Here is a 16381-nt window from a genome sequence, read left to right as displayed (position 1 = left end):
CCGGGCGTCGGCCCCGGCCCAGCTGGTCGTCGCGGGTGGTCAGCAGGACCTCGCGCAGCCGTGCCACCAGCTCGGAGGCGCTCTACCGCCGCTCGCCCCCCGGCTGCGGGACGGTGCCGTCCGCCGAGAGCTGTACGAGGTCGTCCGAGAGGACGTCCGCGTACACCTGCTCGTGCTCGACGGGGCCGCCACCGGACTGGCGCAGCCCGACCGTGGTTTCGACGGCCTTGCCGATGAGGGCCGTCATCACGAACGAGAACAGGCCGAGCACCACCACGGCCGTGAGCTGCCTGCGGAGCAGGTCCCAGGAGCCGCCGTCGAAGAGCCCCTTGCGGCCGGTCAGCGCACCCGTGGCGCACAGTCCCGCCAATCACCATGCCGACGATCCAGTGGGGGACCGTTACCGCGACCGTCGTCTTGGTCGTGCCGGTCGTGCCGGTCGTGCTCGTGGCCGCCGGGGCCGTGGGTGTGCGCGTACCCGGGCCCGCGCTCGGCGTCCAGCCCCGCCGCGGTGCCGTCGCGCCCGTGCGCCAGCAGGCGCAGAGCCTCCCGCACCCGGGCCCGTACGACCTGCTCGATCGCCGCGTCCGAGAGCAGCGGCCCGGTGTACAGGGCCGGCCGGCGGCGACGGCGCCGACCGCGGCCCGTTCTCGAGGCCGCCGGCCAGGATCACGGTGGGCGTCGGCGGACCGGCCGCGGGCCGGGCCCATTCGGGTGCCACCGAGACCACCGCTCAGGCCCCGACCGGATCGTGGCAGGAGACGAGTTTGGTGCCGTCGACGAACGCCGCCTCGACCTGGAGCAGCGCTTCACGCCGCGATCGCGTCGCTTGCGGGCCAGGTCGGCCACGACGTAGATCCACAGCCTGTCCCTCTCGCGGGGCGCGAGATTCATCGGTCACTCCCTTTCGGGCAGGCTTCCGGCAAGGGGCCTGTACCGAGCGGTGGTTCAGGTGCGCCGCAGCCGGGGGATCTGCGGTACCGCGGCGACGAAGACGAGCGTGGTCAGCACGAACGGCCAGGTGAACGTGTGGCCGCCGAAGGGGTCGAAGAAGGCCGACATGGCCGCCGTGTGTCCGGTCGCCGCGGCGGCGCCGAGGACGGCGTACGCCAGGCTCCAGCGGCTGCGGACCACGAACACCCCGCACAGGGCCATCGCGACGAGCACGCTGCTGTAGCCCATCAGCCCCTGCGCGACCCCGTCGGTGGCGGCCTTCGGCAGCGCGGCGAGCGCCGGGCCGGAGTGCCAGACCCGGGAGAAGTCGGGCGCGGAGATCGTCATCACGCTCGCGATGATGCAGAACGGCGCCGTGAAGGTGGGGATGTTCCAGGTCCCGAGGAGGGTGGCGAGCGCGGAGGTGACCACCACGACGGTGATGCTGCCGCCGACGGCCAGGAGCACCGTCGAGGGGTGGTCAGCGCCGAGGAAGACGGCGAAACTCAGCGCGACGAGCGTCCCGTTGAACCCGTGCAGTCCGGCCGCGACGGTCTCGCGGTCGATGCCGAAGGCGTACGCCGTGGCGGTTGCGACCGCGCTGCCGAGCAGGGCGTAGAGGGCGAATTCCCAGCCCGCGGCGGCGAGGGCGGCGAGGAAGAAGATGCCCGTGACGGCGCTCGGCATGAAATCGACCTGCGCGAGACCGCGCAGGACTTCCTGGATGAAGCTCGCGGGCTGAGCGGGGGCGGCGGCTCTGACCGGTTCCGCAATGACAGCCTGCATTTTCATTTCTCCAATGCGGGAAAACGAACCGTTCGCACGGGCAACAGTAATACCAAGGCAGACGATCCCCCTCGGCTTCGGCAGGTGTCTTGAAAGGAACGCGGCGGAAATCCGGTGCTGCTTTTCCGCATTCAGGAAATGCGATCAGAACACACCCCGACAATAGACGTGCATGCGTGCGTGCAGGCAGGCATGCGTGCGTCCAGGGCATGCGTGCGGGCTGGCGGGCGGCGGTCGGGTGGTGTCCGCTGGACCGGTGAGCCCCGCACCCGGTCGCTTCGCCCGCGGCCGCCGCTGGTGGGCCGGACTGCCGCCCGCCGCCGGCGCGGCCGTCATGGCCGCGGGGATCCTGTCCATCGGCCTGGACCTGACCGGGTACCGCCTGCTGTCGCTCGCCGCACTGGCCGTCGCCGGGGCGCTCTGGCTCCTGCTGGCCGCCGACTTCGCGATCCGGCTGGTGAGCGACCGCGGCCGCTTCCGGGCCGAGGCGGACACCCCGCCCGCCCTCACCGCCGTCGCCGCCACCACCGTGCTCGGCGCCCGGCTCTCCGCGTTCGGCTGGCAGACCGCGGCCGCCGCCCTGCTGGCGCTCGCCGCGGTGCTCTGGCCGGGGCTCCTGTACACCGTCGTACGGCACTGGCAGCGCCGGATGCCCGGCGCCGCCTTCCTCGTCTGCGTGGCCACCCAGGGGCTGGCCGTGCTCTCGGCGGTGCTCTCCACCGCCTGCCACCGGGACTGGCTCGGTTGGGCGGCCCTGGCCCTGTTCTGCCTGGGTGTGCTGCTGTACGCGCTGGCCCTGGCGCACTTCGACCTCCACGAGGTGACCGGCGGTGCGGGGGACCACTGGGTGGCGGGCGGGGCGCTGTCCATCACCGCCCTCGCGGGATCGAAGCTCACGGCCTCACCCGTCTGGACGGGTCCGGCGCACGAGGCGCTGCGTACCGCCACGCTGGTGGCCCTGGGCCTCTCGCTGGTCTGGTACGCCGTCCTGCTCGCCGCCGAGCTGCGCAGCCCGCGCCCCCGCTACGACGTCCGCCGCTGGTCGACCGTCTTCCCCCTCGGTATGACGGCCACCGCCTGCCTGTCCACCGCCGGACCGGCCGGGATCGACTGGCTGCGCCCGGTGGGGGAGGTGCTGCTGTGGATCGCGGTGGGCGCCTGCCTGCTGACCTGCGCCGCGTTCGCCCTGGCCCGGCGCGCGGCCGGGCGCGTCTGACCCGGGACCTACGTGGCCTCGGGCCCGCCTCGCGCGTCCCGGCTGCCTCGCCCGTCCCGGCCGCCTCGCCTATCCCCGCCCGTCCCGTCCGTCCCTCCCGTCCGTCGTACGGAAGCCCAGTACGGCCACGCACGCCAGCAGCACGACCGCCGCGAGCAGCGCCCAGCGGGCGCCGTGGTGCAGGGTCAGCAGCCCGCCGCCGAAGGCCCCGCAGAGCAGGGCCGCCACCGACACCAGGCGCCGTACGGAGGAGGGGCCCCAGGGGTCGGCCGCCAGGCCGGTCAGGGTCCGGGTGACCACGGTGGTGGTGAGGTCCGGGACGCCGAGCCGGTGCACGACGGCGTTCTGCAGCCCCATGCCGAACGCGAGCAGGCCGACCAGGACGAGCTGCCGGCCGCCCGCGGCGGTCGCGGCCAGCGCCCCGGCCACCAGGACGGCCTGCGCGGCCACCAGCGGACCGAACAGCCGGGACCCGCTCCAGGCGGCCGTTCCGGACCGGCGCAGCCGCCCGGCGGCCCCCGCCCCCACGATGAACGCGCCCAGGGCCAGTACCGAGGCCGCGCCGGAGAGTTCCCGGTCCCCGGCGAGCGCGAAGCCGAGGAAGACCACGTTGCCGGTCATGTTGGCGACGAAGACGTGGTCGAGCCCGAGGTAGCTCACGGCGTCGACCAGTCCGCTCACGAAGGTGAGCAGGACCAGCAGCGGTGGCACCACCCCGTGCGGCCGGACGGCTCCGCCTGCCTCGTCGCGTGCGGGAGGGAACAGCCGGTCGGCCAGCACCCGCAGGACCGAGTTCCGGCTCACCGGCGCGCCCCCGGCCGCCGGGCGGCCCCGGCCGGCAGTTCGCCGTCCGCGACGACCGCCCGCCCCACCTGGTCGAATTCCATCCGAGAACCCCGTTCGGCGCAATGGTCGATGACTTCCGGCCCGCTCCGACGGGGACATCCGGAGGATCGGAAACGGGGAACCGCCCCATGAAAGGCGGGGGCGGAGGAAAGGCTTTCGTCGCAGAAAACGTACCGGCCGGCGAACCGCCCAGGGGGGAGCGACCCGGAATTCGACGAGGCGCCGGTCTTCCGGCGCGGAGCCCCGCGGCTGGGTAGGGTTCCGGTATGGCATACACGTTTCAGGTGACCGTCGACTCGACCGATCCGCATCCGCTCGCCGACTGGTGGGCCGACGCCCTCGGCTGGGAAGTGGAGCCCAGCGACGAGGCGTTCATCCGCCGCATGGTCGAGCAGGGCCACGCCCGCGAGGAGGACACCACCACCCACCGCGGCGTCCTCGTCTGGAAGGTCGGAATCGGCATCCGCCACCCGGAGGGCCTGGAACGCGCGCCGAGGATCCTCTTCCAGCTCGTGCCGGAGGACAAGACGGTGAAGAACCGCGTCCACCTCGACGTCCGCACCGGCGCCGACGATCCGCGGGCCGTGGTCGAGCGGCTCGTCGCCAAGGGCGCGAAGCTCCTCCACGAAGGCAACCAGGGCCCCAGCACCTGGACCACCCTCGCCGACCCGCAGGGAAACGAGCTCTGCATCAGCCACTGACCGATCGTTTCGGAATGACGGCACGGGCGGCGGAGACAGGTGAAGCTGCGGGCCGGTTCGAGCGGGCCGGGGACGCCCGAGTCCTGGCGCTGGGCGGCGGCGACCAGGCCTTCGAGGGCCTCGCGCGGTACTTGGCCACCGCTCACCCCAGCCGGTCGAAGATCAGTCCGTCGACGCATGTCAGCAAGATGTGAGCGTGATTCTCGACGTCCGTCACGCTGTGCGCGGTTGAGGAACAGCCAGACGGCCTCGCCCCGCGTCCGTGCGATGACGCCCAACCTCGGACAGGGTGCCTGCCAGGCGCTGGAGGACGCGGTCACCTGGCCGCCGCGCTCGCCGTCGAGCCCATGGCCCAGGCCGCGCTCTCCCGCTACGACCCCGAGCGCCGGCCGCGCAGCCGGGCCGTCGCGCGATGCGGCTGACACCCTCCCGCGCCGCAACGCGCGTGATCCTTCGGCACCACACCTGGGTTCCACCACGGCTGAACTGATCCGATCCGTGCCCGGCCGGCCCAGGAGCGGGTGGCGCCGCTGCCGCCACCCCCGTCCGAGCGGCGCCACCGCATAAGGCCCCGTCCCGTACGGCCCGTCCCGCGAGGCCCGGCCACGCACTACGCTGCCCACGTGAACGTCATCCTCTTCGGCGGAACCGGAATGATCGGACGGGGCGTCCTGCGCGAGTGCCTGCGCGACGCGTCCGTCGAGCGCGTCCTGTCCATCGGACGCACCCCGCTCGGCGTCACCCACCCCAAACTGCGCGAGCTCGTCCAGCACGACCCGTCCGACCTCTCCCCGGTCGCCGCCGAGCTGGCGGACTACGACGCCTGCTTCTTCTGCCTCGGCGTCTCCTCGGTCGGCATGAAGGAGGAGGCCTACCGCCGGATCACCTACGACCTGACGCTCGCCGTGGCCCGCCCCCTCGCCGCCGCCAACCCCGGCCTCACCTTCGCCTACGTCTCCGGCGAGGGCACGGACAGCACCGAACGGGGCCGCTCCATGTGGGCCAGGGTCAAGGGCAAGACCGAGAACGACCTGCTGGAACTCCCCTTCCAGGCCTACATGTTCCGCCCCGGCATCGTCCAGCCCGTCGGCGGCATGCCCTCCAAGACGCGGCTCTACCGGGTGGCCTACGCCGTCACCGCGCCCCTGTTCCCGGTCCTGCGCCGGTTCGCCCCCCACCTCGTCACCACCACCGAGGCCCTGGGACGCGCCATGATCGCCGTTGCCACCCCGGGCACCGGGACCACCACCCGCGTCCTGCGCCCCCGCGACATCAACCGGCTGGGGAGCACCCCGCGGACCAGGCATAATTGAGTACCGGGGCGACCCTCCCGCACGAGAGAATCAACCATCTCGAACCGGGAGGAACCCCATGAGCCAGGACCACCTGACTCTGCACGACCTGCTGCCCGCCCAGGAGCTCGCCGCGGCCATAGACGCCGGGCACGTGACCCGCAAGGCGCACCCCGAACTGCCGCTGTCCATCTACACGTACACGCGGACGGCACAGTACGAGCGCGTCTGGAACCAGGTCACCACGCGCTGCCGGGGCCTCGTCGCCGACGACGCCACCGGGCGGATCGTCGCCCTGCCGCTGCCGAAGTTCTTCAACGTCGGCGAGCACGAGTCCGGCCAGCCGTACGCCCCGGCCCTGCCCGACGAGCCGTTCGAGGTGTACGACAAGGTCGACGGCAGTCTCGCCGTGGTCTTCCACTACGCCGGCCAGTGGCGCGTCGCGTCCAAGGGTTCCTTCATCAGCACCCAGGCGACCTGGGCGCAGCGCCGCCTCGACGGCCGGGACACCGCGGCGCTCGTGCCGGGCGTTACCTACCTCGCGGAGATCCTCTACCCGCAGAACCGCATCGTCGTGGACTACGGCGACCGCCGGGACCTCGTCCTCCTCGCCGCCTTCGGCGCGGACGGCACCGAGGTGCCGCTCGCCGAGGCCGCCGCGCACTGGCAGGGCATCGGGTCCGTCGTCACCGTGTGGCCCGCCATGCCGCTCGCCGAACTGCTCGCGCTGACGGAGTCCAACACCCTGCCCGGCGGCGGCGCCGCCACCGGTACCGACGCCGAGGGCTTCGTGCTGCGCTTCGCCTCCGGCGTCCGCGCCAAGGCCAAGATCGCCGAGTACGTACGGCTGCACAAGGTGCTCACCGGAGTCACGGAGCGGGACATCTGGCGCAGCCACGGCATCCAGCGCTTCGCCGGCCTGCCCGCCAAGCAGCTCGCGCAGGGCCTGAACTGCACGGCCGCGGATGTGGCGGCCTGGAGCGGCAAGCCGCTGGACGCGCTGCTGGAACAGGTGCCGGACGAGTTCGACACCTGGGTGCGGGAGGTCATCGTCCGGCTGGAGGACGCGGCCGCGGAGCTGGAACGCGCCGTCGACGAGGCCTTCCGGGGGCTGGAGCACCTGGCCGCCGACCGGGGCGCCTTCGCGCGCGCCGCCAAGCAGCTCCCCGCGGGCGTCCTGCGCTCCACGATGTTCCTGCGGCTCGACGGCAAGTCGACCGAGCTCGTCACCTGGCGAGCCGTCCGGCCCGAGACGGCCGACCCCTTCACCACCGACGAGGAGAACTGACCCGTGTCCGACAACGCGGCTGCCGCCGAGGCGCCGGCGGCCCCCGAAACGCAGGCTGCCGACCACGAGGCGACAGCCCCCGAGTCCCCCGAACGCACCCGCCCCGTCGTCCACGTCATGACGGGTCTGCCCGCCTCGGGCAAGACGACCGCCGCTCGCGCCCTGCAGGCCGGGTCCGGAGGCCGGATGCGCCGCGTCAACCTGGACGACCTGCGGGTCATGTTCGACGGGCCCGATCATGGGCGCGGTCTCTCGTACAAGCACGAGCAGACCGTCCTGGAGGTCCAGGACGCGGCGCTGCGGGCGGCCGTCGAGGGCGGCTTCGACGTGGTCGTGGACAACACCCACCTCACCCCGAACATCCCCAAGCGCCTCAAGGCCGCCGTCGCGGGCCTCGCGACCTTCGTCGTGCACGACTTCACCGACGTCCCGATCGAGGAGTGCCTCAGGCGGGACGCCGCTCGCGAGCGGAGGGTCGGCGAGGAGGTCATCCGGATCCTGGCCGACAAGCACGCCAAGTCCCGCAAGGGCGGCTGGAAGCTCACCGCCGAGTGGCTCAACGACCAGCCGGCCGTGGAGCCGTACGTTCCGGACCCGACGCTGCCCGCCGCGGTGATGTGCGACATCGACGGCACGCTCGCCCTGACCGGCGACCGCAGCCCGTACGACTTCACGCGCTGCGAGATCGACGCGCTGAACGAACCGGTGCGGGCGGCCCTCGACGCCTTCCGGCGCGCCGACGGCAGCGTCATCGTGCTGCTGTCCGGCCGGGGCGAGGAGCACCGGCCGCAGACGGAGGCCTGGCTGGACCGGCACCAGGTCCCGTACGACGAGCTGTGGATGCGCTCCGCCGGAGACGTCCGCCGCGACGACATCGTGAAGGCCGAGCTGTTCGACGCGCACGTCCGCCACCGCTACGCGGTACGGGTCTCGCTCGACGACCGGGACCGGGTGGTCGCGGTCTGGCGCCGGATGGGCCTGCCCACCTGGCAGGTCAACTACGGCGCCTTCTAGCCGGCGGCCGCCGAACGTGAAGGTGCTGATTGTCGACGCCGCGAACGTCGTGGGGTCCGTCCCGGACGGCTGGTGGCGCGACCGCCGGGGCGCGGCCGAGCGGCTGCGCGACCGGCTCGCGGAGCGGGACGCCGATGAGGAGATCATCCTGGTCGTCGAAGGCGCCGCGCGCGGCGTCGAGTCCGTGCCCGGAGTACGGGTGGACTCGGCGCCGGGCAGCGGGGACGACCGGATCGTGGCGCTGGCCGCGGCCTACGCGGAGCGCGGCGGCTGCGTGGTGGTCACGGCGGACCGGGAACTGCGTGAGCGGGTGCGGGCGTACGGCGCCCGGTGCGAAGGCCCGCGCAGCGTGCGCCCGGGGGACTGACCGGACGGGCGCTCACGCGGCGGGCCGGTGTGAACGCCCGTCAGCCGGAAGTCCGGCCCCCCGGATTGCGGGGGGCCGGACTCCCGGCCGTCGGATCGGACGTAGACCGCTCGGGTCAGCCGCGGCACCACTCCACCCGGGTGAGGTTCTTGACGTAGCGGGCGGAGACCCAGCGGCTCTCGTAGTCCTTGCGGTCCTTGCGGTCCTTCCGGTCCTTGCGGTCCTTGTGGGCCGCACGGTCCTCGCCGTCCACGCCGTCCACGCCGTCCTCGTAGTCCTCGCGGTCCTCTCGGTCCTTGCGGTCCTCGCGCTTGTGGTCCTCGCGGCCGCTGTGCTCCTCGCGCTCCACGCCGTCCAGCAGGTACCAGATGTTGTTGCCGTCGACCTTCTCGCCCCGCCACTTGCACTCGATCTCGAGCTTCTGGTGCGGGTAGACCTTGCCGACGCGGTACCCGTGCGTGCTCGGCTTGTTGCGGACGGTCAGCGGACCGCCGGAGATGACCTTGCCCCAGGCGTGGTCAAGCTTGTCGTAGTCCTCGTCGGAGTCGTAGTCGTAGTCGGGATCGTCGTCGTCGCGGACGGTCTGGTGGCTCTGCATCGCGCCCATCGAGCCCTGGTCGGCGATCGCGGTGCTCGCGCCGACCAGGCCGAGCACCAGGCTTCCGGTGGCGAGAGCGAGGATGGTCCTGGTTGGCTTCAGCATGCGCCGGCTCCTCTACGAAGAGTTCCGCCCGGCCGCGGCAAGCGGTCCGGGCGGCAACCTGTCGGTTGCCACGGATGACTATGGCGACGCGGCGACACGAGACCCCGGCGGCGCGCGGCCGTTTAGCCCGATATGCCCAATCTGTCTCTTGGTCCGGCCGCTCGGGCCGCCGGTCCCCGTCCGCAGACACCGCGGCGGTGCCGTCATCGGCCGGGAGGGCAACTGCCTCTGGTACTCAGAGGGTTGGGGGTCCCTACTCAGGAGATTCGGTCCCCGGCCCGCTACCGTGAGCCGCACGAGAGGGTCGCACGACGATTCAGGGGGCGGACATGCGGCGTGTTCGGGCGAGAACGGAGCTGACCGCGGGGCTGGCGGCCGGGGTACTGGCGGGGGCGCTGCTGCTGGCGGGCTGCGGTTCGGACGGCGAGACGCGGACCGGAGCGGACCCGCGGCCGGGACCGACGGCCTCGGCCTCGGCCCCGACTTCCGTACCGCCCTCGGCTGTCGCTCCCGCCCCCTCCGGCACGGCCCCCGGCACCCTGCCGACGGCCTACGACTTCACCCCGGATCCCGCCCGTGTCCCGCACACCGCCGAGCAGGCGCGGCGCCTGACGCGGGCCGCCCAGCTCGACCCCGACAGCTGGTCGGCGGGCATGGTGCGGCACGACCCGTACGAGAGCGGCGGCAACTGGCCCGTGCTGTCGGCGGACTGCGCGTGGTCGCGCGGAGACCTGCCGGCGGACGTGCTCGACAGCTACACGCGGAAGATCGACGTGCCGGCCAAGGACGGCAAGGGCAGGGTGCTCGGCTCGGTCACCATCTCCGTCCACCGGGACGCGGCGGCCGCCGACGCCGACATGAAGGACACCGTGCAGCAGAGTTTCCGCTGCCCCGACCAGGACCTCGGCGGCGGGCAGTCCCTCCAGGGGCTGATGTCGATGCACATGCCGCAGAAGGACGTGCTCAACGCCGACGCCTCGATGTTCGAGTCCGGCACGTACGGTTCGGCCGACTCCGGCGGTCCCCAGAAGTACGTGTGGACCAAGTCCCGCATCGGACCCGTCGTGATGGCCCTCTCCGTCAAGGGCGCGCAGGGGTACGAGATCAGGGACCTCCTGCTGCTGGCCGCCGAGGGCGGCGCCAAGGCCCTCTACCGCATCGAACTGGAGCTGAAGTGACCGGATCGGGCGCGGCCGCCGCGCGCGGGGGCGGGAGTCCTGCCTGATGCAGCCGCTGCACACCACCGATCCAGCCCGCATCGGCGGGTACCGCATCCTCGGCCGGCTCGGCGCGGGCGGCATGGGCGTCGTCCTGCTCGGCCGGTCCGGGGGCGGGGCCCTGGTCGCCGTGAAGCTCGTCCGGGCCGAGTACGCCGACGATCCGGCGTTCCGGGTCCGTTTCCGGCGCGAGGTCGCCACCGCCCGCCGGGTCCGCAGCCCGTGGGCCGTGCCGGTGGTGGACGCCGACACGGAGGCGCCCGCGCCGTGGCTCGCCACGGAGTTCGTTCCGGGGCCGCCGCTGAGCGATGCCGTCGCCCGCTCCGGCGGGCTCCCGCCGGACAGCGTCCGGCACCTCGGGGCGCGGCTGGCGGAGGCGCTCGGCGCGGTGCACGCGGCCGGGCTGGTGCACCGGGACGTGAAGCCCGCCAACGTGCTGCTGGCCACCGACGGGCCGCGGCTCATCGACTTCGGGATCGCCCGGGCCCTCGACGACACCGTGCTCACCGCCACCGACGTGGTCATCGGCTCGCCCGGCTTCCTCTCGCCCGAGCAGGCCCAGGGCGGGCACGTCGGGCCGCCCAGCGACCTCTTCTCACTGGGGTGCGTGCTCGCGTACGCGGTCACCGGGCGGCGGCCGTTCGGCTCGGGTCCGGTCGAAGCCATGCTCTTCCGTACGGTCCACGACACCGCCGACACGGCCGGCATCCCGCACACGCTGCTGCCCGCGGTCGCCGCCTGCCTGGCCAAGGCCCCCGGGGACCGGCCGACCGCCCAGGAGCTCCAGGAGACCCTGACCGGGGACACGGACGGCTCCTGGCTGCCCGGACCGCTGCTCCAGCTGATCGCCGAACGCTCCGCGCAGATGCTGCAACTGCCCGACATCGAGCCGACCCGGGCGACGGCATCCGCGACGGCATCCGCTGCGGCGGCCGCGCCCGTGACGGAGACCGCGTCCGCCCAGGACGCCCCGCCGGAGCCGGACGCCGGGTCCCGGCCGCGCCCCCGCCGCCGGGCCTTCCTCGCGGCGGCCGCACTCACCCTCGCCGCCGGGGGCGGCACCGCGGCCTGGCTCGTACGCGGCGACGGCGAGCCGGCCGGCAAGGGCGCCGACCCCGTACGCCCCACCCTGGCCATCGGGCTCCAGGCCGACCTCAGCGGCCCCGGCCAGAACGTGGGCAGGGCCCAGCGCGACGGCGCCCGGCTGGCGGTCGAGGAGCTCTCCGCCCGCAGGGAACTGCCGTTCACCTTCAGGCTGGTGGAGGCCGACGACCAGGGAGCGGCCGGCCCGGCCGGCACCGCGGCCGCGGGCCTCGCCGCCGACACCGCGGTGGTGGCCGTGCTGGCCGCCACCAGCGGGGCCGCCGTCGGCGCGGTCCTCGCCCGCTACGACCAGGCGGGCCTGCCCGTACTCAGCGTCTCCGACGGGGACACCACCCACATCAGCCGGGTCTTCACCTGCCTGCGTCCCAACGACGCCTACCAGATGCGGCCCGTCGTGGAGTACCTGACCGCACGCGACCGCGGGGCCACCTTCGTCGTGGACGACGGCACCCCGTACGGCTGGCAGACCACCCGGGCCCTCAGCGAGGCCCTCCGCGCGGGCAAGAGCCGGATGACCCCGGCGACGGTGGCCGCCGACGCCGACCACGGGCCGGTCGCCCAGGACGCCGTACGGGCCGCCGCAGGCGCGGTGCTCTACGGCGGCGGCCCCTCCGGTGCGGCCCGGCTGGCCCGCGCCCTGACGGCGGCCGGATACCGGGGCCGGGTCCTCGCCACCCAGGCGGTACACGACCCGCGCTTCCCGGCGGAGGCCGGTGGGAGCGCCGAGGGCTGGCTGCTGGTCTCCACCGCGCTCGACCCGGCCGCGTCCCCGGCCGCCGCCGCCCGGGCCTTCGACACCGCCTTCCGGGCCCGGTACGGCAACACCCCGGCCCCGCTCTACGCGGCGGAGGCCTACGACGCGGTCCACCTCCTGGCCCGCTGCGCCACGGGCCTGGGCCGCGCGCAGGTCGGCCGGGGCGACCTGGTGCCCACCGTGCGCGGGACCACGTACCAGGGCGTCTCGAAGAAGTACGCCTTCGAGCCGGCGAACGGCACCTTCACCGGTGAGGGCCTGTCCTTCTACGAGGTGGCCGCGGGCCGGTTCCGCCTGCTGGGCGACCGCTGGACGGCCTGGCCCGGCTGACGCGTGGCGGATTCGCACCGCATGAATGGCGGAAGGCCGACGCACCCTTTCGGGGGACTCCCGCGCACCCTGCGGCTGGCTAGCATTCTCGTAAGTGCTTGTCCTGCAATCCCATATGGGATTGCAGGATCATGCGCCCCCGACGAGGAGAGGTCTCATCATGCAGTTGCGCAATGGTGTCGTGGCGAGTGGGATTCCCGGTGCGGTCTGGGTGAAGAGCCGGGCGAGCGTGGGCAACGGCAACTGTGTGGAGGTGGCCGCACTGGGCGGCGGCGAAGTGGCGGTGCGCAACTCGCGATTTCCCGACGGGCCGGCCCTGATTTTCACCGCCGCCGAGATCGAGGCGTTCATCGACGGTGCCAAACGATCCGAATTTGATCAGCTGACCGGATGAGGGCCAAACCTTAGGCCAAGGCTTGGAACGGCAGCCCGTCGCACCCCATTCTGAGGACTGCGATCTGCCCCGGTCATATTGGAGTTCGTATGTCTGCGCTCCCTGAACCGCTGCCCGAGCCCCTTGCTTCCGTCGTGCCGCTGGCGAGGGAGCACGGCCGGGCGGCGGCCGGCCGTGTGCTCGGACAGGAACTGCGGTCATGGCGGGAGCTCCGCGGCCTCACCCTGCGGGACGCGGCCCCCGTCATCCGCGGATCCGTCTCCAAGCTCAGCCGTCTGGAGCGCGGCGAAAGCCCCCCGAAGGCGCGCGACGTCCTCGACCTGGCCCGCCACTACCGCCTGGACGCCGACGCGATGCGCACCGTACAGCGCCTCCTGGAGCACGCCCAGGACTGCGAGTGGTACGAGCAGTACAGCGACGTGACCCCCGGCTTCCTCCGCCGCCTGATCGAGCTGGAAGGCGACGCGGAGGAGATCTGCGTCTACGAGAACCTCGTCGTCCCGGGCATCCTCCAGACCCCCGAGTACGCCTGGCACATGGCCAGGGCCGTGATGCCCAGCGCCCCCGAGGACGAGATCGAACGGGTCGTCCAGCTGCGCACGCAGCGCCAGCTGCACCTGATGGAGGGCGCGGTGCCGAGGCTCACGGTCCTGCTCGACCAGGGGGTGCTCCAGCGGCGCTGCGGAAGCGCCGAAGTGATGCGCGGGCAGCTGACGCACCTGCTGCGCGCCGGCGAGGTCGCCAAGGTGAACATCCGCATCCTGGAGATGGGCTGGGGCTACTCGGCCGCGCCGCCGTACCCCATCACCCACCTGAAGTTCCGCGACGGCGGCCCGGCGGAGCTGGCGTACGTGGAGCACATCAACGGCGCGAACTACGTGACCCGGCCGCGGGCCCTCGACGACCACCGCAACGCCCTGAGCAACCTGCGGAAGTCCGCCGTCTCCAGGGAGCGGAGCCGGACACTGATCGAGGAGGCGCTGCGGCAGTACTGCTGAGGGCCAGACGGGCCGGGCGGGCAGGGCGGGCCGGGGGAGGAGCGCCGGGCGGGCCTCAGAGCCGGCCCACACCACCCCACTCGACCCAGTCCCTCGGCCGGTTCTCCGGCGGCGGCGGGGGAGCGTCGGGACGCCAGTCGACCACGTCGACCAGGTCCGGTTCGAGGATCCGAAGGCCGTCGAAGTACCGCCGCACCTCGTGCGGCTCCCGGACCCGCCCCCAATTGCCGTGCGTGGTGGTCTCCATGAGCCGGGTCACGTCGTCGCGTACGACCGGGTCGTCACTGACGAGCTGGCAGATGACCATGAAGCTGCCGGGCGCCAGCAGCTCCGCCGTCCGGCGGACCACGGCGGACGGGGAACGCTCGTCGTCGGTGTCCGGGATGCAGTGCAGGACCGACACGAAGAGCGCGGCGACGGGCTGCTCGTAGTCGAGGAACTCCCGCGTGGCCGTGTGGATCGCCTCGGTGTCGCGCAGGTCCCTGGGGATCACGAGCGTGCCGGCGTTGTCGTGCAGGGTGGTCTGGGCGTGCGCGAGGACCATCGGGTCGTTGTCGATGTACGCGACCCGGCAGCTCTTGTCGGCGCGCTGGGCCACCTCGTGGACGTTGTCCTGGGTGGGCAGGCCGGAACCGTGGTCCAGGAACTGCCGGATGCCGTAGTCCTCGACGAGGATCCGGACGACCCGGCTGAGGAACGCCCGGTTGTTCCGGGCCAGCAGCTGGGTGCTGGGTGCGATCTCCAGCAGCCTGGTACAGGCCTCGCGGTCGCTGGCGTAGTTCTCCACACCGCCCAGGAGCCAGTCGTACATCCGCGCGACGCTGGGGGTGTGCATGTCGATCAGGGGAGACTCGGGGTTGTTCCCTAACTCCATGTGCCCTCCTCATGGCCCTGCCGGGCCCGTGGTCCAGGGGTCGGCCCATGGTAGGGAGTCGTCGGGCGGCCTGCCAATCACTCGCGGGGGTACCGGCCGGGACGCGGGGCTCCGGGACGGGTGCGCGCGAACTCGTGCCCGCCCCGGCAGCGGGCGCACGCGGAGCCGTGCCCGCCCCCGAACGGGCACGGCCGCGCGGCGGGGCCCCGGGGGGAGGGGCCGAGGCCGGTCAGGTGGCCGGCACACGAGAAATCTACGGCCCGGACCGGGTAGCCCTCGCCCATCCACAGGTTGAAATCCGCCTACCCCCCTCGGGGGTGACCCTGTACAACCATGGGTGTACTCATGGGGGGTTTGAAGTGCAGCTGTCGGCGCATCCGGCAAGAGGTCTGCTCCGTACCGGGCTTCCGGTCGTCGGCGAGATCGTGTACGCCGTCGGCTCGCTCTGGATCTCGGCCACCATGCTCCGGAACTGGCCCGATCCGAACGGTTACTGGCGGGACACCGACCCCCTCGCCTACGCCCTGCTGGCAGCGGTCTACCTGCCGCTCGCCCTGCGCCGTCTCTTCCCGGTGGCCGTCCTGGCGAGCACCGCTCTCTGCGTCGGCGCGTACTTCACGCTCGGCTACTACCACGTGGTCGTCGTGTGCGGGCTGGCCCTCGCCCTCTACACCGTCGCCGCCCACCGGCCCCGCAGGGTGTCGGCGCGCTGCGCGGTGGTCTCGCTCCTCGTCCTCCTCTGGGGGACCCGGCTGGCCGAACCGGGCATCGGGCCGCTCAGCGTGGGCTTCGTGACCGTCACCACCATCGTCTGCTGGGTGACGGGCGACGGCTCCCGGCGGCTGCGCGAGCTCACCCGCCAACTCCGCCTGGAGCAGGAGGAGAAGGCCCGCCGGGCCGTCATGGAGGAGCGCATCCAGATCGCCCGCGAGCTGCACGACGTCATCGCCCACCACGTCTCGGTGATCTCCGTCCAGACCGGTCTCGCCGGGTACGTCCTCACCTCCGACCCGCCCACCGCCCGCCGGGCCCTGGACACGGTCGCGGGCAGTGCCCGCGAGGCCCTCGCGGAGATGCGCCGGATGCTGGTCGTCCTGCGCGAGGCCGACTGCGCGCCGCTGCCGCGGCAGACGCCGCAGGTGTCCGGGCTGGGCCGCCTCGACGAACTGGTCAAGCGGGTCGGCGACGCGGGGGTCCCGGTCGAGGTGGCGATCACGGGCACGGCGTACGCGCTGCCGCCCGGGATCGACCTGTGCGCCTACCGGGTCGTGCAGGAGGCGCTGACGAACGTGCTGAAGCACGCCCCGCAGGCGCACACCACCGTCCGCGTCCACTACGGCGAGGACGAGGTCCGGGTCCGGGTCACGGACGACGGGAGCGGGCACCGGGCACCCCGGGTTGCGGCCGGCGCCCGGGCAGCGGCAGGTCAGGGGTTGATCGGCATGCGGGAGCGGGCGACGATCTACCAGGGTACGGTGACCGCCGAGCCCGTCCCGGACGGCGGGTTCGAGGTCAGTCTGCGGGTCCCGGTGCCGAGGGCCGGCCACGGTGCGTGAGGAGGGGG

16 protein-coding genes and 2 pseudogenes are annotated in these 16381 nt (G+C 73.1%); 12 read left to right on the top strand and 6 right to left on the bottom strand.

Translation table 11 applies throughout. The annotated features are described in order from the left end of the window. Positions 1-82: 82 nt before the first annotated feature. The 3 genes and pseudogenes from ACZ4TG_RS03280 to ACZ4TG_RS03270 form a co-directional block, all read right to left on the bottom strand. Entirely contained in the window at positions 83-370 is a 288-nt protein-coding gene (locus tag ACZ4TG_RS03280) for a hypothetical protein (RefSeq protein ID WP_468159600.1), read from the bottom strand. 363 nt (positions 371-733) lie between these two features. Then, positions 734-894: pseudogene (locus tag ACZ4TG_RS03275) on the bottom strand (urease subunit gamma). 54 nt (positions 895-948) lie between these two features. Continuing rightward, positions 949-1719: an urea transporter gene (locus ACZ4TG_RS03270; RefSeq protein WP_468159599.1), complete on the bottom strand. Its 771-nt coding sequence runs from the start codon at positions 1717-1719 to the stop codon at positions 949-951. A 256-nt stretch (positions 1720-1975) separates the two neighbouring features. Between ACZ4TG_RS03270 and ACZ4TG_RS03265 the strand changes: the two genes are divergently transcribed. Further along, entirely contained in the window at positions 1976-2935 is a 960-nt protein-coding gene (locus ACZ4TG_RS03265; RefSeq protein ID WP_468159598.1) for a tellurite resistance/C4-dicarboxylate transporter family protein, read from the top strand. 69 nt (positions 2936-3004) lie between these two features. Here the strand turns inward: ACZ4TG_RS03265 and ACZ4TG_RS03260 are convergent, their stop codons facing one another. Then, on the bottom strand, positions 3005-3739 hold the full coding sequence (locus ACZ4TG_RS03260) for a YoaK family protein (RefSeq protein WP_468159597.1): 735 nt from the start codon (positions 3737-3739) through the stop codon (positions 3005-3007). 308 nt (positions 3740-4047) lie between these two features. On the opposite strand from ACZ4TG_RS03260, the gene ACZ4TG_RS03255 reads away from it, so the two are divergent. The 6 genes and pseudogenes from ACZ4TG_RS03255 (at position 4048) to ACZ4TG_RS03230 (ending at position 8443) form a co-directional block, all read left to right on the top strand. After that, entirely contained in the window at positions 4048-4482 is a 435-nt protein-coding gene (locus ACZ4TG_RS03255; protein ID WP_468159596.1) for a VOC family protein, read from the top strand. A gap of 264 nt (positions 4483-4746) precedes the next feature. Next, positions 4747-4972, top strand: a pseudogene (locus tag ACZ4TG_RS03250) (FAD-dependent oxidoreductase); the annotation flags it as partial. Positions 4973-5105: 133 nt separating this feature from the next. Next, positions 5106-5795 carry a Rossmann-fold NAD(P)-binding domain-containing protein gene (locus tag ACZ4TG_RS03245; RefSeq protein ID WP_468159595.1) on the top strand — a complete coding sequence of 230 codons (690 nt, stop codon included), beginning with the start codon at positions 5106-5108 and terminating at the stop codon, positions 5793-5795. A 58-nt stretch (positions 5796-5853) separates the two neighbouring features. Then, positions 5854-7062: a T4 RnlA family RNA ligase gene (locus ACZ4TG_RS03240; RefSeq protein WP_468159594.1), complete on the top strand. Its 1209-nt coding sequence runs from the start codon at positions 5854-5856 to the stop codon at positions 7060-7062. Between the two features lie 3 nt (positions 7063-7065). Further along, positions 7066-8076, top strand: a complete 1011-nt coding sequence (locus ACZ4TG_RS03235; protein WP_468159593.1) for a phosphatase domain-containing protein — start codon at positions 7066-7068, stop codon at positions 8074-8076. A gap of 16 nt (positions 8077-8092) precedes the next feature. Continuing rightward, on the top strand, positions 8093-8443 hold the full coding sequence (locus ACZ4TG_RS03230; RefSeq protein WP_468159592.1) for a PIN domain-containing protein: 351 nt from the start codon (positions 8093-8095) through the stop codon (positions 8441-8443). A gap of 115 nt (positions 8444-8558) precedes the next feature. On the opposite strand, the gene ACZ4TG_RS03225 is transcribed toward ACZ4TG_RS03230, so the two are convergent. After that, entirely contained in the window at positions 8559-9146 is a 588-nt protein-coding gene (locus ACZ4TG_RS03225) for a hypothetical protein (protein ID WP_468159591.1), read from the bottom strand. Positions 9147-9475: 329 nt separating this feature from the next. On the opposite strand from ACZ4TG_RS03225, the gene ACZ4TG_RS03220 reads away from it, so the two are divergent. The 4 genes from ACZ4TG_RS03220 to ACZ4TG_RS03205 all read left to right on the top strand — a co-directional run bounded on the left by ACZ4TG_RS03220 (position 9476) and on the right by ACZ4TG_RS03205 (position 13943). Then, positions 9476-10324: a hypothetical protein gene (locus tag ACZ4TG_RS03220; protein ID WP_468159590.1), complete on the top strand. Its 849-nt coding sequence runs from the start codon at positions 9476-9478 to the stop codon at positions 10322-10324. Positions 10325-10370: 46 nt separating this feature from the next. Further along, entirely contained in the window at positions 10371-12551 is a 2181-nt protein-coding gene (locus tag ACZ4TG_RS03215) for a bifunctional serine/threonine-protein kinase/ABC transporter substrate-binding protein (RefSeq protein ID WP_468159589.1), read from the top strand. A 160-nt stretch (positions 12552-12711) separates the two neighbouring features. Next, positions 12712-12945, top strand: a complete 234-nt coding sequence (locus tag ACZ4TG_RS03210; RefSeq protein ID WP_468159588.1) for a DUF397 domain-containing protein — start codon at positions 12712-12714, stop codon at positions 12943-12945. 89 nt (positions 12946-13034) lie between these two features. Next, positions 13035-13943, top strand: a complete 909-nt coding sequence (locus tag ACZ4TG_RS03205) for a helix-turn-helix domain-containing protein (RefSeq protein WP_468159587.1) — start codon at positions 13035-13037, stop codon at positions 13941-13943. A gap of 55 nt (positions 13944-13998) precedes the next feature. Here the strand turns inward: ACZ4TG_RS03205 and ACZ4TG_RS03200 are convergent, their stop codons facing one another. Further along, complete coding sequence (locus ACZ4TG_RS03200) at positions 13999-14817, bottom strand: SAM-dependent methyltransferase (protein WP_468159586.1); 819 nt, start codon at positions 14815-14817, stop codon at positions 13999-14001. Positions 14818-15176: 359 nt separating this feature from the next. Between ACZ4TG_RS03200 and ACZ4TG_RS03195 the strand changes: the two genes are divergently transcribed. Further along, positions 15177-16373 carry a sensor histidine kinase gene (locus tag ACZ4TG_RS03195; RefSeq protein ID WP_468159585.1) on the top strand — a complete coding sequence of 399 codons (1197 nt, stop codon included), beginning with the start codon at positions 15177-15179 and terminating at the stop codon, positions 16371-16373. Positions 16374-16381 lie beyond the last annotated feature (8 nt).

It is taken from the genome of Streptomyces sp. NPDC028314, assembly GCF_055565795.1.
The sequence above is the reverse complement of the archived record's forward strand: the minus strand, read 5'-3'. Positions and strand labels throughout refer to the sequence as shown.

Excerpts from the sequence above, each read along its gene's own strand:
- ACZ4TG_RS03220 (WP_468159590.1), top strand. The coding sequence starts at position 9,476 with ATGCGGCGTGTTCGGGCGAGAACGGAGCTGACCGCGGGGCTGGCGGCC.
- ACZ4TG_RS03205 (WP_468159587.1), top strand. The coding sequence starts at position 13,035 with ATGTCTGCGCTCCCTGAACCGCTGCCCGAGCCCCTTGCTTCCGTCGTG.
- ACZ4TG_RS03215 (WP_468159589.1), top strand. The coding sequence starts at position 10,371 with ATGCAGCCGCTGCACACCACCGATCCAGCCCGCATCGGCGGGTACCGC.
- ACZ4TG_RS03210 (WP_468159588.1), top strand. The coding sequence starts at position 12,712 with ATGCAGTTGCGCAATGGTGTCGTGGCGAGTGGGATTCCCGGTGCGGTC.
- ACZ4TG_RS03240 (WP_468159594.1), top strand. The coding sequence starts at position 5,854 with ATGAGCCAGGACCACCTGACTCTGCACGACCTGCTGCCCGCCCAGGAG.
- ACZ4TG_RS03225 (WP_468159591.1), bottom strand. The coding sequence starts at position 9,146 with ATGCTGAAGCCAACCAGGACCATCCTCGCTCTCGCCACCGGAAGCCTG.
- ACZ4TG_RS03255 (WP_468159596.1), top strand. The coding sequence starts at position 4,048 with ATGGCATACACGTTTCAGGTGACCGTCGACTCGACCGATCCGCATCCG.
- ACZ4TG_RS03270 (WP_468159599.1), bottom strand. The coding sequence starts at position 1,719 with ATGCAGGCTGTCATTGCGGAACCGGTCAGAGCCGCCGCCCCCGCTCAG.
- ACZ4TG_RS03200 (WP_468159586.1), bottom strand. The coding sequence starts at position 14,817 with ATGGAGTTAGGGAACAACCCCGAGTCTCCCCTGATCGACATGCACACC.